This window comes from Hanstruepera ponticola (assembly GCF_012931685.1).
In the GTDB taxonomy this organism is placed as follows: Bacteria; Bacteroidota; Bacteroidia; order Flavobacteriales; family Flavobacteriaceae; genus Hanstruepera; species Hanstruepera ponticola.
On record NZ_JABANC010000002.1, the window covers coordinates 63,038 to 78,660 of the forward strand.

General features: G+C 32.2%; 16 protein-coding genes and 1 riboswitch. Of the genes, 5 read left to right on the forward strand and 11 right to left on the reverse strand.

All coding sequences use genetic code 11. The features are described 5' to 3' along the window. Positions 1–3 precede the first annotated feature (3 nt). Both HGK31_RS06080 and HGK31_RS06085 read right to left on the reverse strand, forming a co-directional pair. The gene (locus HGK31_RS06080; protein WP_191858961.1) at positions 4–726 is read right to left on the reverse strand and encodes a DUF6090 family protein; all 723 of its coding nucleotides are present in this window, start codon (positions 724–726) and stop codon (positions 4–6) included. Continuing rightward, positions 726–2,291 carry a serine hydrolase gene (locus tag HGK31_RS06085; RefSeq protein ID WP_191858962.1) on the reverse strand — a complete coding sequence of 522 codons (1,566 nt, stop codon included), beginning with the start codon at positions 2,289–2,291 and terminating at the stop codon, positions 726–728. The genes HGK31_RS06080 and HGK31_RS06085 overlap by 1 nt, the downstream gene beginning before the upstream one ends. A gap of 184 nt (positions 2,292–2,475) precedes the next feature. Here HGK31_RS06085 and HGK31_RS06090 point away from each other — a divergent pair, with 184 nt between their 5' ends. Then, positions 2,476–3,027 (forward strand): hypothetical protein, encoded by a 552-nt coding sequence (locus HGK31_RS06090; RefSeq protein WP_191858963.1) that lies wholly within the window; start codon positions 2,476–2,478, stop codon positions 3,025–3,027. A gap of 149 nt (positions 3,028–3,176) precedes the next feature. On the opposite strand, the gene HGK31_RS06095 is transcribed toward HGK31_RS06090, so the two are convergent. Together HGK31_RS06095 and HGK31_RS06100 are read right to left on the reverse strand one after the other, a co-directional pair. Further along, complete coding sequence (locus tag HGK31_RS06095) at positions 3,177–4,409, reverse strand: glycosyltransferase (protein ID WP_191858964.1); 1,233 nt, start codon at positions 4,407–4,409, stop codon at positions 3,177–3,179. A gap of 3 nt (positions 4,410–4,412) precedes the next feature. Continuing rightward, positions 4,413–4,886 carry a heme-binding domain-containing protein gene (locus tag HGK31_RS06100; protein ID WP_191858965.1) on the reverse strand — a complete coding sequence of 158 codons (474 nt, stop codon included), beginning with the start codon at positions 4,884–4,886 and terminating at the stop codon, positions 4,413–4,415. A 38-nt stretch (positions 4,887–4,924) separates the two neighbouring features. On the opposite strand from HGK31_RS06100, the gene HGK31_RS06105 reads away from it, so the two are divergent. Beyond that, positions 4,925–5,488, forward strand: a complete 564-nt coding sequence (locus HGK31_RS06105) for an adenylosuccinate lyase (protein ID WP_191858966.1) — start codon at positions 4,925–4,927, stop codon at positions 5,486–5,488. 1 nt (position 5,489) lies between these two features. Here the strand turns inward: HGK31_RS06105 and HGK31_RS06110 are convergent, their stop codons facing one another. Continuing rightward, on the reverse strand, positions 5,490–6,470 hold the full coding sequence (locus HGK31_RS06110) for a DUF1028 domain-containing protein (RefSeq protein WP_191858967.1): 981 nt from the start codon (positions 6,468–6,470) through the stop codon (positions 5,490–5,492). Between the two features lie 124 nt (positions 6,471–6,594). Here HGK31_RS06110 and purB point away from each other — a divergent pair, with 124 nt between their 5' ends. Together purB and HGK31_RS06120 are read left to right on the forward strand one after the other, a co-directional pair. After that, positions 6,595–7,938 carry an adenylosuccinate lyase gene (purB, locus tag HGK31_RS06115; RefSeq protein ID WP_191858968.1) on the forward strand — a complete coding sequence of 448 codons (1,344 nt, stop codon included), beginning with the start codon at positions 6,595–6,597 and terminating at the stop codon, positions 7,936–7,938. A gap of 24 nt (positions 7,939–7,962) precedes the next feature. Further along, positions 7,963–8,451 (forward strand): hypothetical protein, encoded by a 489-nt coding sequence (locus HGK31_RS06120; protein WP_191858969.1) that lies wholly within the window; start codon positions 7,963–7,965, stop codon positions 8,449–8,451. Between the two features lie 281 nt (positions 8,452–8,732). Here HGK31_RS06120 and HGK31_RS06125 read toward each other — a convergent pair whose 3' ends face one another. From HGK31_RS06125 to HGK31_RS06145, 5 genes are all read right to left on the reverse strand, one after another. Then, positions 8,733–9,275, reverse strand: coding sequence for a DUF4252 domain-containing protein (locus HGK31_RS06125; RefSeq protein WP_104734081.1), 543 nt, complete (start codon positions 9,273–9,275; stop codon positions 8,733–8,735). Positions 9,276–9,283: 8 nt separating this feature from the next. Next, positions 9,284–9,847 (reverse strand): DUF4252 domain-containing protein, encoded by a 564-nt coding sequence (locus HGK31_RS06130; RefSeq protein ID WP_104735753.1) that lies wholly within the window; start codon positions 9,845–9,847, stop codon positions 9,284–9,286. Between the two features lie 81 nt (positions 9,848–9,928). Next, complete coding sequence (locus HGK31_RS06135; RefSeq protein WP_191858970.1) at positions 9,929–10,777, reverse strand: DUF4252 domain-containing protein; 849 nt, start codon at positions 10,775–10,777, stop codon at positions 9,929–9,931. An 11-nt stretch (positions 10,778–10,788) separates the two neighbouring features. Beyond that, the gene (locus HGK31_RS06140) at positions 10,789–11,262 is read right to left on the reverse strand and encodes a hypothetical protein (protein WP_191858971.1); all 474 of its coding nucleotides are present in this window, start codon (positions 11,260–11,262) and stop codon (positions 10,789–10,791) included. Beyond that, the gene (locus HGK31_RS06145) at positions 11,249–11,758 is read right to left on the reverse strand and encodes an RNA polymerase sigma factor (RefSeq protein WP_104734084.1); all 510 of its coding nucleotides are present in this window, start codon (positions 11,756–11,758) and stop codon (positions 11,249–11,251) included. Before HGK31_RS06145 ends, HGK31_RS06140 begins: the two co-directional genes overlap by 14 nt. Before the next feature lie 134 nt (positions 11,759–11,892). Here HGK31_RS06145 and HGK31_RS06150 point away from each other — a divergent pair, with 134 nt between their 5' ends. Next, positions 11,893–13,314, forward strand: a complete 1,422-nt coding sequence (locus HGK31_RS06150; protein WP_191858972.1) for a S41 family peptidase — start codon at positions 11,893–11,895, stop codon at positions 13,312–13,314. Positions 13,315–13,359: 45 nt separating this feature from the next. On the opposite strand, the gene HGK31_RS06155 is transcribed toward HGK31_RS06150, so the two are convergent. Next, the gene (locus tag HGK31_RS06155; RefSeq protein ID WP_191858973.1) at positions 13,360–15,288 is read right to left on the reverse strand and encodes a TonB-dependent receptor plug domain-containing protein; all 1,929 of its coding nucleotides are present in this window, start codon (positions 15,286–15,288) and stop codon (positions 13,360–13,362) included. Between the two features lie 64 nt (positions 15,289–15,352). Further along, positions 15,353–15,561: riboswitch (cobalamin riboswitch) on the reverse strand. Positions 15,562–15,623 lie beyond the last annotated feature (62 nt).

The window sequence follows — 15,623 nt, forward strand, 5'->3', positions numbered from 1 at the left end:
AATTCAGTTTATGTAGTCATCAATATCTTTTATTAATTTATTTGTTACTTCCAATAAAATTTTGTTAATATCTTTTATACTACTAGAACTCGCAAGCCTATAATTCAATTGAGCAAAAACTGTTGCTTTCTCTCGCCTATTAAATATTTTAGTTGAAATAATCTCATTGTTATCATCTACTTCTAAACCTAATCCATTATTAGCAACAAAAAGGCCAAAATTTGAATCCATCATATACAAATTATTATTATTTACAACAGATTCAACGTAATCTAATCGTTGAAAATATCTAATAACATCATTTTGTAGTTCCTCATTTCTAACCAAATTAATACTACCACCTGAAATCATATTATTAAAAGTGGCACGATTGGCTTTAAATGTGTGCCTTGCTGCTAGTTCTCTGAATAATCGGTTTAAAACAGCTTTATTTGCCTCATCTGACACATAATGTTTGGCAGAATCTACTTGAGCTATCACAGCAAGCTCATAATCTATTTGCTCCTTAATAAGTTCTTTTTGGATTTCTAAATCTGCCTTTAAGTTTTTAAGCGTTACAATTTCATGCACTCTATTTTGTTTCTCTTTATTCCACGTATTAATCTGTAAGGCTATTAAAATACCTATAACCACAAGTACAATTTCTCCAATGGCATATAATATGTAACGTTGTGCCCTATTTTGTTCTAGCAATTTTTTTCTAATTTTTCGTAAAGCTGATACCATTAGTCTATGCGTTTTAAATCTAAATCTTGAAAATCGAAACTAAAATCGATGTTTGGTGAAATACCTTTCATTGTAAACGCTTCGGCTTTACCATTCTCACCTATTTCAAACATAGCAAAAGCATCGGCATTCATGTCTTGATATTCCCATTTAATGGCAAAGGTTTCATCTTTGTAATGTTTCAAAGGACCATTAAGTAATGGTGACCGATGACATTTAATCCATAATTGGTCACCCTTCATAAACACTTCTACCTTGCCAAACCAAACGTCTTCATAAACACCAATATATTTTTCTCGCTTTACAGCTTTTTGATCCATATTGGCAACCGTTTCCCAAACTTTTTGAGTTGCAGCATCATCGCCGCTTTGTCTTGACGCCAAATAAGCCGAATATTTATCAATCCATTGAAAATCATCCATTTCGAGATACATATCTAAAATAGTTTGTGAAACTGCCGAAAACAAACCGCCACCATCATTACTCGTATTGGTTAAAATAACTATGCCCAAATTCATATCTGGAATAAGCAATGTTCTAGATAACATTCCTGGTAATCCGCCAGTATGGGAAACTTGCATATTTCCATTAACATCAGTTAGATTCCATCCTAAGCCATAACCTGCAAAATGGGAATTATATCTTGGATTTCGATTAACATCCATAACCGTATGAATTTTCCACATTTCGTAGTGATTGCTTATCGTAAATAGCTGACTGTTGAAATTATTACCATATTTGCCTTTATTTAAATGTAATAGCATCCACTGCGATAAATCGTTTACATTTGAAAAAATTCCTCCAGCTGCACCATTTATCATTTCTTCAAAGGTTGGGATTATACGCATCTCACCGGTTTCGGTTGAGTGAGAAGCAGACAAATTACTAGAATCTTGTATTGATGCTAATGATGCATATGAATTATCCATACCAAGTGGCTCGAAAATTCGCGTTTCAATAAAAGCTTCCCAGGTCATCCCACTTTTTCTGGCAATGAGTTCACCAGCCACTAAATACAACAAGTTGTCATAGTCCCATTTAGTTCTAAACGCAGACTCTTGTTTAAAATGTTGAAAGCTTGACAACAAGTCGTCAATGGTAAAATCAGACCCTTGTGGAAAAAACATGAGATCACCAACACCTAAACCCAAACCGCTACGATGCGTTACCAAATCGATTATATTAAAGTTCTCTTCTACATAATCATTATACATAGTAAATTCTGGTATATGCATCTTAACCTTATCGTCCCAATTTAATTTGCCTTCCTCTACCAGCAAGGCTAAAGCAACCGTTGTAAAGGCTTTACTATTTGAAGCTATAGCAAAATTTGTGTGTTCGTTTACGGGTTCATTGGTTTTAATAGATTTGACACCATAGCCTTTTTCATGCAATATTTTACCACCCTTTACAACCGCAACAGCACAACCAGCTACATTAAATTTAGACATTGCGTAATTGACAATAGAGTCAATTTGTTGTGAAGTTACTTGTGCTTGAAGTTGGCAAAAACAAAACGAAAGAAATAATACAAATGCAACCGATTGCTTTTTAATGGATTTCATAGAAAATGGTTAGTTGGTTAATAATAAGTGATTTGAAAGATACCTATTTCCATAAAGAATTCCTATAATTGTGTAAGTCTAATATGACGTCTTGATATTATCATTAAAAACAACTAACTTCGTTTACAACTGATATAATTAATTAAAACTAACCATATCAGGGCGTTGTGCAACATAAGAGAAAATGAAACCAGTAAACGAAATTTATTCTGAATTTCTTCTTGGGAATGTTAGATTTCACCGAGCAATTGAAAATGACTTATTTAGAGATGCGTTAATGTTTTTTATGGACAACAAATTCCGTACATCTGCGAGTTTATGTTCCACTCTTTACGAAATGATTTTTACAACCAGATTAGTCCGAGAAACAGCAAATCCAATCGGATTTATTCCAAGCAAAGAAAATATAAATGAGCAACTAAAAAATTTGATGGAAGAAGAGAATGATATAATTAATACACAAAAACTCTGTTTTCGTCAAATCACCAAAGAATTAAAAAACAAAAATGTAATTTCAGAAATTGAAAAGCAAGAGTATGACACATTTTATACTGAAATAAGAAATCCTGTAGCACACGGATTAACATTCCGACTATTTGAAAAACTTCTTGATAGAAAACCAGCACATACTTTTGAAGTGGAAACCAACTATCAACCTGTTTACAAAAAAGCGTCTGAATTATTAATTGACAAAATATATTATTTAATGGCAATTAAAGAATTAAGAAAAAAATAATTACGTTGCACAACACAGTATATAAAAAATTGCTTGTGTTGTGCTTAATCAAAGGTCGTTGCTTGTTTTGTTTCGTCTGATTTTCCTTCGGAAAATACTCGTATACATAACCGCAACTTTCCATAAACATAAACGAAACTTCAAAATTTCTAGGATTTATTCTTCTCCTCAATCCATTTACTCATATACTTGGTACTTTGCAGAGTTTGGTGTTGAAGTATTTGTCCGATAGTATTGTTTAGTCTATGAGATTGCATGTTGCCCTTAAGATGCTGTAACAATTTAATAAAATTGTTTTTATGAGTTTCCTTTTTAAAACGTGTATTTAAAACCCTAAAGCCGTTTTGTTGCTTGGTTTTCCATTGGTTTTCATCTGTATACAGTTGTACAGCTTTATTGGCAAAATCTACAGGATTATCTTCCATAAAACCATTAGATTCTAAATCCCCAAACATACCTTCAGCAGCGATTGAGCTCATAATACAAGGTGTACCGCTTTTCATAGCATCAATCAATTTCCCTTTTAAACCTGCTCCAAATTGTAATGGTGCTAAACAAACTCGGGTTTGTTGCATAACTGTATTAACTTCTTCAGTATATCCTTTTATTAAAAACCCTTGTTTGTCATTATGCAATTGGTTTATTTTTTGTGTAACATAAGCTCCATAAATATGTAATTCGGCTTGTGGTAATTGCTTTCGGATTAATGGCCAGATGGTTTCTTTTAAATATAAAACCGATTGGTAATTTGGAGCGTGTAAAAAATTCCCAATGGTAATAAAATGTTGTCGTAATTCAAAATTAGGTAGTTGCACTATAACCTCATCTTCTAGTCTATCTTCCATAAAGGGTAAATAAGTCAACAGTGATTTGTCAACATGCAAATCGGTAATTAGCAAGTTCATTTCAAATTCTGAAATAATCAAGCTTAAATCACTTCTGAAGATACTGGCTAGTTCTCTTTTAAAGGTGTCGTTGAGTAAATAGGATCTCTCAAATGGTTTGTTATTTTTAAAAGCTTGCTGTCTGCCTTTTCGCAGTCCATGTAAATCTTCGGTATCTAAAATTCGAAATGCATCTGGGCAGTTTTCAGCCACGCGCCAACCAAATTGCTCTTCCATCATAAAACGATCAAACAAAACCACATCTGGTTTTAAATGTTTTATGAAGTCATCGAAAGAACTCGAATTGACTTCAATGGACTTTTGAGAAATTCCTATAGATTCGAAATCAAACGCTTGCTTACGCTTTTCACAGGGACTAGCAAAGGTTATTTGATAATCTAGCGATTGAAACGTTTCTATAAGCTGCATCATGCGGCTTCCAGCTGCAGAACTTTTGGGTTCTGGCCAAACAAAGCCAATAATGAGCAGTTTAGACATTGATTATTCTGGCTTTGGTTCTAAACCATACTTGACTCTAACGGCTTGAGCCCAATTAATAACCGATTGAATTTGAGCATCAGAAAGTTTAGCTTCTCCATGCGTCCACGTATAAGAGTTTAATGGCATTTCCTTATCCTCAACCATTTCAATTAACTCTTCTAACTTATGGTCTTTCTTTTTGGTAGAATACTCATCCCAAACCGATACATTAAAATGACCTTTTCCATGTTTTACATGATCAGCCAACCAATAATTCACAGGTGTTATGTTATTATACCAAGGATATCGCGTTACATCGGAATGACAATCATAGCAACTTTCTTTTAAAATGGCTCTGACGTCTTCAGGTGGATTAGTATCTGCTAAAAAAGCATCAATTGATGCTAAATCACCTTCATTTTTATCTGGACCAAAAAATTGTGCTATTATAAATGCTGCTAAAAGTATGAATAAGAGTTTCTTAATTATTTTCATTATGTTTAATTTTAGATTTTTAAAAATAGGAAATATTCGTGACTACCAAACAACTTTATGATGAATTAAATTACGTGAATCATTCCCGAGAAAAACGTTTACACTATGCGAATCTCGTCATTGATAATCCCGATTTAATTCCCAAGCTATTAGACATTCTTTTTATGGTTGATGATAAGATTTCTTGTCGCGCTGCATGGGTCTTTGAATTTATGTGTGGTGAAAATTTAGAAGCTGCAATTCCTTATCTTGATGATTTTACTAAAAACGTAAGTAAAGTTCATTTAGATTCTGCTGTTCGTCCTGTTGCAAAAGTATGCGAATATCTGGTTAAAGCCTATTATTCAAAAAACGACAACAACATAAAAACAGCTTTATTACCACAACATAAAGAGCGTATCATTGAGGCTTGTTTTGATTATATGATTAACGACGAAAAAATTGCGCCTAAAGCTTATGCTATGAATAGCCTGTATTTATTAGGTCAAGACTATGACTGGATTCATCCGGAATTGGCTCTAATTTTGGAGCGTGATTATCAAATGCAAAGTTCTGGGTTTAAAGCGCGAGCTAAACATATTTTAAAGAAAATTAAAAAGTAATCTACCAACTCAAAATTTCTTGAAGTTCATCATTTGTAACCACCAACAATTTGCTAACTACTAATCGTGATGTTAATGTTTTCCAGTCCGCATTTTGTTTAAAAATAGATGTCATTATGGGTTTTGCTTTATCAAACTGTTTGTTGTTTAATAGGTTTATAGCATACCAGTATTGCATTTCTAAATTATCTGGAAACAATTCTTGAGCTTTCATATAAAGCGATTCAGCTTTTTCTGAATTCCCATGCTCCATAGCCACATCGCCTTTATTCATAAAATCATAGGCTTTATGAATCTGCATTAAGCGCTCCAATTCTTGAATGGGATTTTCATGATCTTCAACACGTAAATCCATTATCGTATCTTCCCAGGAGTTACCTGTAGATTCAGCTTTTACAATTAAAATAGCAGCAGATTGTTTACCACGTATGTCTCCACGTTCACTTTCGGCAGCTTTCATAGCAGCTAACATACGTCCACTTAAGCTTCCTGTTGTACTTTCAAAAGCATCAGCCATAGCATTCCAAACACTGTTATTCAACATCATATTTGCTTGCACCGAAAAATTCTTACCTTGTCTATGACCAGCTTCAGCTATACACAAACTTCCAGTATGGGTAGCCACATCTCCTTTATGGTTTAAGAAAGCTACTTGCCTATACATTTGCCCAGCATCATTATTAAGTAACGCATTAAGTGCTTGTTGCGGACTCAATCCTTGTGCCATTAAAGCCAATCCTTTAGATCCGTAACTAGGATTCACCAATGATTGTGTAGCGACTACACCAACACCAGCTTCGCCATAAATTACAATGCTACCTACACTAAACCAATGTGATTGTACTGCAACTCCCATGTCGCCAGTTACAGAATCACGAGCCACAATGGAATAGGTATGTGTAAATGGTTCAGATTTCTTATAAACTTGAGAAAAACTGAATTCAGAAAGAATAAATAATAATAGAAAAAACGATCTAGTCATGGTTACAAGTTTAGGTATCTAATATACTTAAAAAATAAAATACAGCACTAAATCTTATAGGTACAAACTTCGCTCTTCTATCTAAAAAGATTATCTTTGCATCTTTCAAAAACAAAGCAAAAACATGTCTATATCATCATTAAATGCCATCTCTCCTATTGATGGACGTTATAGAAATAAAGTTGAGAAATTAGCACCTTATTTTTCGGAAGAAGCCTTAATAAAATATCGTGTTCAAGTTGAAATTGAATACTTCATTGCTTTATGTGAAATTCCACTACCGCAGCTTGCTGATTTTAATACAGATTTATTTGATGATTTACGAGCGATTTATAAGAATTTTACAGCTATTGATGCATCAGCAATAAAAGACATTGAAATGGTTACCAACCATGATGTAAAAGCAGTTGAGTATTTTATTAAAGAGCAATTTGATAGGCTTGATATTTCTAAATACAAAGAATTTATCCATTTTGGATTAACATCGCAAGACATTAATAACACTGCCATTCCGTTAAGCATTAAAGATGCCATGAATGATGTGTACATTTCTGATTATACCGAAGTATTAAATAAGTTAGAATCGCTATCAAAAGATTGGTCAAACGTACCTATGTTAGCTAGAACGCATGGTCAGCCAGCTTCTCCTACGCGTTTAGGCAAAGAAATTGAGGTATTCGTAGTCCGCTTAAAAGAACAGTTTAACTTATTAAACGATATTCCAAGTGCGGCCAAATTTGGTGGTGCAACGGGAAATTTCAATGCGCATAAAGTTGCTTATCCAGATATTGACTGGAAAGCTTTTGGTGCTAATTTTGTTCAAGGAAAACTAGGCTTATACCACTCATTCCCTACGACACAGATTGAGCATTATGATCATATGGCTGCTTTATTTGATTGCTTGAAGCGCATAAACACTATTCTAATAGATTTAGATAGAGACATCTGGACCTATGTATCTATGGATTATTTCAAGCAAAAAATTAAAGCTGGTGAAGTTGGAAGTTCTGCTATGCCACATAAAGTGAATCCCATAGATTTTGAAAACAGCGAAGGTAATTTAGGAATTGCTAATGCTATTTTTGAACATCTTTCAGCCAAATTACCAGTTTCACGTTTACAGCGTGATTTAACTGATAGTACCGTTTTACGTAATGTTGGTGTGCCTTTTGGACACACCTTAATTGGTTTTAAATCAACATTAAAAGGTTTAAATAAGTTATTATTAAACGAAACAAAATTTGCTGAAGATTTAGAGAATAATTGGGCCGTTGTAGCTGAAGCTATTCAAACCATTTTAAGGCGCGAAGGCTATCCTAATCCTTATGAAGCCTTGAAAGGGTTGACGAGAACTAATGAGAAAATCAATCAAAAGTCCATTTCAAATTTTATTGATACATTAGAGATCTCAAATCAAATTAAAACCGAATTAAAAGCTATTACGCCTAGTAATTATACAGGTATATAACGCTTTTGTTCCTTGAATTAATCAGTGAAAGACAAGTCCATCATAAAAAAAACTTCAGAATCTATAACTGATAGTACCGATCAAATAATTTATCAGTTAAAAAATGGACTTACTAAAATTAGTGATTTAGGAATAAATACAAAAAATAAGTTTGCTAGTTACGTTAAGGAGATTTTTGATGTTTTACCTTTGATTGAAGAAGCTGGTTTTAGAACTAATAGACTTATTGTTGGAATTTCAATTCCACCATCAGTTGAAATACACGTAAGCAGATTCAAAGAGCTTAATAAAGACCAAATTGATGAGTTGTACGAAAAATACAATGACAGAAAAACGTTTAAATTAATCTTGAAATCATTACTAATGTCAAACGATTTCCAAGCTAAAATATCTTCCGATAAATTAGTTTTTAGTGAAACTTGTATTGAAATTTCTATCCCACCTAAAGTAAGTATTAAATATCTAAATAAAGATATTGCTAACTTAAATAAAATTGAAGTTGAATTTGATTAATAATCAATTTACAATATTATCATATGTTGTCTGACAAACAATCCATTATACTTTGTACAGTAATAACTGTTCTTTTTGTTTTATCCGGAATTTTTGGGATTTTAGAAAACTTTGCAATTATTGGATTGCTGATTGTGGGCTTATTGGTGGTGATAGTTAACATCGTCATGGTTTTAACGAAAGGGAATGAAGATTAACAATCATCTACCATTATAAAAAAAACGACTGCACTTTGATAACTTCAATGGTCAGTCGTTTTTATCATTAACATTTTAAACTATTTATTTAAAAAAATCGGTAATTCCGTTTAATTGAGATTCGTCAAAATCAGCATTTTGAAGGGCATTTGCTAAAGTTGCCATATTTTCAGGACGCATATCATCGCCTAAAACTCGGATAATACCAAAACCCATATCAGGTGAATTGGCAAATATTATAACTTCATCAGCCGAATCATCATCACCAATATATTTAACATCAAACTTCATGGCTTTATCGCTAAATTCCATTAAGTCAATATATTTTTCATCCTTTAGAATCGCTTTTATTTTTGAAAGTTCTGCATTATAAACATCAGCATTATTTTCATTTTTTTTGTAACCTAAAAAGTTTAAACGCTTTAAAGATTTATAAGCTTCTTTTTGATCATCAGATAGTGACGCTTCGTCTAATGTAACTACAGACGTTGGAATATCAGCTGAAATAAAATCAGGTGATTCCTGATTATCTACAAAATATGTTTGCAATGATGGCCCATTGTTGCAGCTTACTAGCATACTTAATGCTAGTAAACCGAACAATATTGTTTTGATTGATGTTTTCATATTTGTTTTTACTTTTTCTTATTCTCTAAATGCTCACCACCTTGGATGTTCATTTTTTGAGTCAATTTTGAAATTTGGTTCAAATCAATGTCACCTGTCAAGGAGACAACGACTGTTTCAAACTCACGTTTTTTACCGTTCATTTCAATGTTTGCATCTTTAGTAATGGCACTTAAACCATCAACGAACATTAGAAATTCACTTACATGATCTGAATCACGACCTTCTTTTACATAAAAAGTCATATTCACACCATCATCTTTCACAACCATTAATTCTTCCAAAGAACTCTTACGAGAATTCACCCAATTTGTCACATCAGTAGAAATGGCTTTGTTATCAGTAGTAATTACTTTAAAACTAGTAATGCTATTAACCATTTTTACATATTCTTGTGTTTCAGGATCGTCAGTATTAATGTCCATTTTTGCTAACATTTGGAACATTTTTGGCTTGATTGACACGTACGTTACATCTGGATTTTCTGCATATTTAGCAAAAATATCTTGTGCCATAGACGTTAATGGTAATAACATAATTGCCATTAATAAAATTACTGTGTACTTTTTCATTGTTTTTGTTTTATTATTTATTGAAGTTTTCATTGTTTTTTTATTTAAAATCTTGAAGTATTTTCTAAAATATTATTTAAATTATTGTTTCACAAAGCGTTTTACAACACGAGAATCATCGTATATAAACTGAATTAAATAAACACCCGCTTGTAAATCAGAAATATCTAAAGTTTTGTTTTGTGCATTTATAACTTGAGTTTTCACTTGCTTTCCTTGAGCGTTTAAAACTGTAATATTAACATTATTCTTTAATTCAGATGGTAAATCTATGGTTACCTTATCTTGTGATGGATTAGGATAAACTTTTAAATCCTTAAAAACCATACTGTCTTGAGATAATATTTTAGCTGAAGATTGTTTTGATTGGATTTGATCTCCAATTAAATCAAAATTTATTTGCTTTAAATCAATATTTCCAGTTACGGAAACTACAACCGTTTCAATATTGAGCGCTTTTCCATTTTTATCAGTTTTAGAATCATTCATCTGATTACTTATACCATTAATAAAAATTAAAAGTTCTTCAACATGGTCTTGCTCTCTACCTTCTTTGATATAGAACTTAACAACTGTTCCTTCATCTCTTATTTCAATTAATTCTTCTAAATTTTTAGATTTTGAATCTACCCAAGTAGCGATATCATTTGAAATAGACGCTTCTCCTGTGACTAGAGCTTTTAAACTGGTAATGCTATTTACTGTCTCTAAATAATCTTGCATATCTGGATCATCAATTTTAACATCCATTTTTGCCAATATTTGAAACATTTTAGGCTTAATATCCACGTAAGTGACGTCTATATTACCATCATATTTGGCAAATATATCTTGAGCCATAGATGTTAATGGCAACAATAGAATTACCATTAATAAGGTTACCGTATACTTCTTGAAAGTATTTATTTTTAAGTTATTTATAGTTTTCATTTTTTTAGTTTTTATTTAAAAATTTTACTAGTTGTATTATGCATTTCATCAAGGTATCCAACTTTGGATACACCTGTGTCCATGCCATTTAAATAATTTATTTTACCAGCTCCTTTATTAAAATTAGAGGAAATTAGCTCCAAAGCTTTTGTAACTTCGTTATAAGCTACTTCAGGATCATCATAGGTTCCTAAATCATCTTGTACAACAAATGGATTGGAAAAATAAACACTGATTAAAAGAACGGCTACAGCTGCGACAGAAATCCACTTATAATTAAATGTCTTTTTAGTTTTTAATGGAATGTTTTTGGTGAACTGTTCTTTCTCATTTACCAAAAAATACGTAAACATTGGCTTGTACATTTCTAAATGTGGCGCTACAGTTTCTTGAGAAAAATAGCTTTTTAACTGTTGCTCTTCTTTTAGGCTTGTTTCGCCGTTCTCGTACTTTTCTAGTAACTTTTCTATATTATTTAATACCATAACTATGTGTATTAGTTAATTTTTTTCTTATTGTTTTTCTCGCTCTTGACAAAGCCACTCTCACTGCTGTATTGTTCATGTCTAACATTTTGGCTATTTCGTCATAATCATATTGCTCTATATCTCGGAGTTGAATGACCATTTTTTGCTGTTCTGGTAAATCCTCCATAATCCTGCCTACCCAATCCAAACTATCATTTAACTCTACTTGCTTTTGTACAGAGACACTGTGATCTTGATAATTACTGTGTACTATTTTTAAATTTTGAGCTTGTTTGGATTTCAACTTATCTAAACACAAATTCTTGGTCATGGTCATTGAAAATGCTTCCACATTTTTGTACTCTTCAATCTTTGCTTTATTGTTCCACAACTTCAATAAAATTTCTTGAGTGGCATCTTCAGCCTCCTCCCTAGATACCAGTAATCGCTTGGCTAAACGAAATACCTTATCTTTAAAAGGCATGACAATATTTAAAAACTCACTCTGTGTCATAAGTTGTGGTTGGTTAAAATTACCCTTTTGGGGTTATTTACTATTACGACGAACTACTATCAATTTTGTTACAAAAAATTTTTATTCTTCAATAAAGTAACTACTTTTAAAGTGAAAAAGAACACTTTATTGCTATGAAAATACTCAAACACCTACTACTCTTCTTTATTATTTCGTCTGTATTCATCAGTTGTTTCGAAGATTTAGATGATAATCCAGCATCAATTAAAGATTTAAATGATTTTGTTTATCGAGGCATGAATACATATTATTTGTATAAAGATGATGTTCCTGATTTAGCCAACAATCGCTTTTCAGATAGTGAGTATGATGCTTTTTTAAATAGTTATAATTCTCCCGAAGCATTGTTCAACCATTTAATATATCAACCTGAAACTGTTGATAGATTTAGTTGGATTACTAGCAATTATATTGAACTAGAAGCTTTTTTAAATGGTACTACACAAAACAACGGTATGGATTTTGGGCTTGTAAGACGACAGACATCCAGTTCAGATATTTTTGGTTATGTTGGCTATGTTTTGCCAAATACAAGTGCTTCCAATCAAGGGTTACAACGCGGTGATATATTTTATGCTGTTAACGGCACACCATTGAATGACAATAATTACCTCTCCCTGTTAAGCAATAACACTTATACTATTAATTTAGCCATATATGATGATAATGGCACACCAGATCCAGATGATGATACGATAACTCCCAATGGACAAAGTGTGACGCTAACAAAATCACCCTATACCGAAAATCCTATATTTGAAAGAAATGTTTTCCAAGTTGCTGGTCGCAATGTTGGTTATTTAGTCTATAATGGATTTACTAGAGATTTTGATGCACAATTAAATGATACATTTGGCTACTTTTCGAATAACAATATTCAAGATTTAGTTTTGGATTTACGCTATAATCCAGGTGGATCAGTTAATACAGCCATTTTATTATCAAGTATGATAGCTGGAAGAAACGGTGAAGTTTTTAGTACTGAACAATGGAACAATGATATTCAATCACAGTTATCAGTGGAATCAACAGTTAATAGATTTACCAATAATGATGAAGGTACACCGTTGAATATTTTAAACCTTAATCGTGTTTATGTTTTAACTACTAAACGCTCTGCTTCTGCTAGTGAATTAGTGATTAATTGTTTAAGGCCCTATATAAATGTAGTTCAAATTGGAACATCAACCACTGGAAAATATCAAGCTTCCATTACGCTTTACGATTCTCCTGATTTCAGAAGGCAAGGCGCCAACCCTTCTCATCTTTATGCTATGCAACCACTAGTTTTAAAATCTTTAAATGCTGCTGGAGTTACTGATTATTTTGAAGGTTTAGATCCTGATATTTTAGTTTCAGAAAACTATGCTAATATGGGTGTTCTTGGTGATGAAAATGAGCTACTGCTATCTGTTGCATTACAACATATTGAGGATAACAGCCGTTTATCAGGACAAACGTTTGAACCTTTTGAAATTGTTGGTAGTAAAAGTTCTTTTACGCCATTGCAAGACAACATGTATATTGAAAAATAAAAAAATCTGGTCAGTTGAGGTTCTCAAAATGACCAGATTATTAAATTATAAACTTAAATTAAATCCAATATTTACGTTTCTTCCCCTTGTAGAATAACCATATAATTCCTGGTAATCTTCATTAAAAATATTGGTTATGTTCGTAAAAAGCTTCAACTTGTTGTTTAAAATGGTGTGACTCAAATAAAAATCAAAAAGGTTATACGATTCTAATACAACTGTGTCATTCATAAAAGTCGTATTATTAAAAATCATATCATTCCTATCATCATTGTATTGGTAAGACAAACTTAAAACTGTATTACTAAATAACTGGTAATCTAGTTTAGCGTTAACCTTAAATTCAGGAATTCTCAAATTCAAATCCTCTTCAACTTTAGTGTAAGTTAAGTTTGCATTCAGGTTCAGTTTAGATAAAACTTTATAATTGGCTATAAACTCCAGTCCACTGGCTGTGAATTCATCTGCTACATTATTATACTGAAAAACAAAACTTCCTAAATCAACGAAATCAATAAAATTGGTTTCTCTTCTATTAAAATATACTACACTTACTGTTGCTTTTTCTTTAAATTGAAATTCTAAACCACCTTCTATAGTTGCGCTCTCCTCTGGCTCTAACTCTGAATTACCATAAGTTGGCTCAAACAATTGATATAATGAAGGTGTAATATATGCTGTACTGTAACTTGCCAAAGCTTTTAAATAACCAAAATTAAAATCTTCTCTATACGAAGGGTTAAAGCTATAAACCAAATGACTACCATACTCACTATGGTTATTCAAACGCGCTCCAGCATTTATATTTAGTCCAAAATCTGATACATAAACCATATTTAAATACGGGTCAACAATGGTAAAGGTCGCCTCTTGCGGTTTAATGCTTTGTTCCAGATTGGATGATCCAAAAGGAATTGTAAAACTTTCCATCTCATTTTGCTGTGCATTCACACCTAAAACAGCATAAAATTTGTTGTTAAAATTGTATCTATTGAACAAATCGCCAATAAAACTATTTGAATAAAATTCAGCTGGGAAACTAGATTCAATACTGCGTTCTACATCATTATAAGCAGCATTTAAAGTAAGACTTCCATTCTTGTATTTATATTCAGAATTAACACCTAAACGGTATTGATTGGTGGTTGAAATATCATCGGTATCAATTCCTGAAAAACCATCATCAAAATCTGCTTTAAACTTATCAAAACTAGCATAGGTATTTATTTTAAATGCTTCACTAAACTGATAACCCATCTTTAAATTACCATTTATGGCATTGTAAGGATCACTTTCCTGACCACTTGAAATAGCCGATAAGCCATCAGTATATTGATTACCAAAGCTTGCTAAATAATTAAAATCATTCAAAGTACCATTTATAGAAACTGAATTTCTAAAATCTGCGACCGAATAGTTATTGTCATTTTGTGATTGGTTAGTGCCTATTACGCTTCTTAAATTTGCTGAAATAGCTTCTTTTGAAGCTTTTTTCAATGTAATATTTATAACAGCAGTAGCAGCACCAGAACCATATAGCGTACTTGATGCTCCTTTTAAAATCTCAATACTTTCTACCTGGTCAGCATTAAGTAAGCGTAAATCATAGTCATTAGCTATTTGCGATGGATCCGTCAAAGCGATGCCATCAATAAGAATTAAAACTTGACGATTACGTCCTCCTCGTACATAATAGTTTAAGTTTTGACCTGCATTACTTTTTACGCCATTGATTTCAATACCAACGGTATTATTAATAATTTCGGCTATTGACTTTCCTTGTAATTGCAATAACTCTTCTTGTGAAATAGTAGTGATAACCTTACCTGAATTTTCACGTTTTAGGTTGAATTTAGAATCAGTAATTACCACTTCATCTAATTGCTCTACTTGAGTAGAGTCTGTTTTTTGTTGGGCATACCCAAATAATGATGTAACACAAAGCACACCAAAAAACCATGTTTTTTTGTTCATTTTAAATTAATTGCTCGAGAATCGCATGGACTATCATACGTAAACTTTTATCCCGAAAGTTTGACTTATTTGTTTGAATTTGGCAGGTCTCCTGACTTGCGTCTTTATGTTGGTCTTCCCAGAAATTTCCAGTGACTTCAGAAGTATAACATAAAGCGTTGTAGCTTACAGTTGCGGGAACAGTTCTGGACTAGACAATTACATGTCGCACCAGATTCCCTTTTAATTGACTTTGCCCAATTGCAAAGCCAAACCAAAATTCGCTGCGAAATTAAACATTTTGTTTAATGTTTCATCAATAACATGAAATAATATTACTTTTGGAACATAATCTA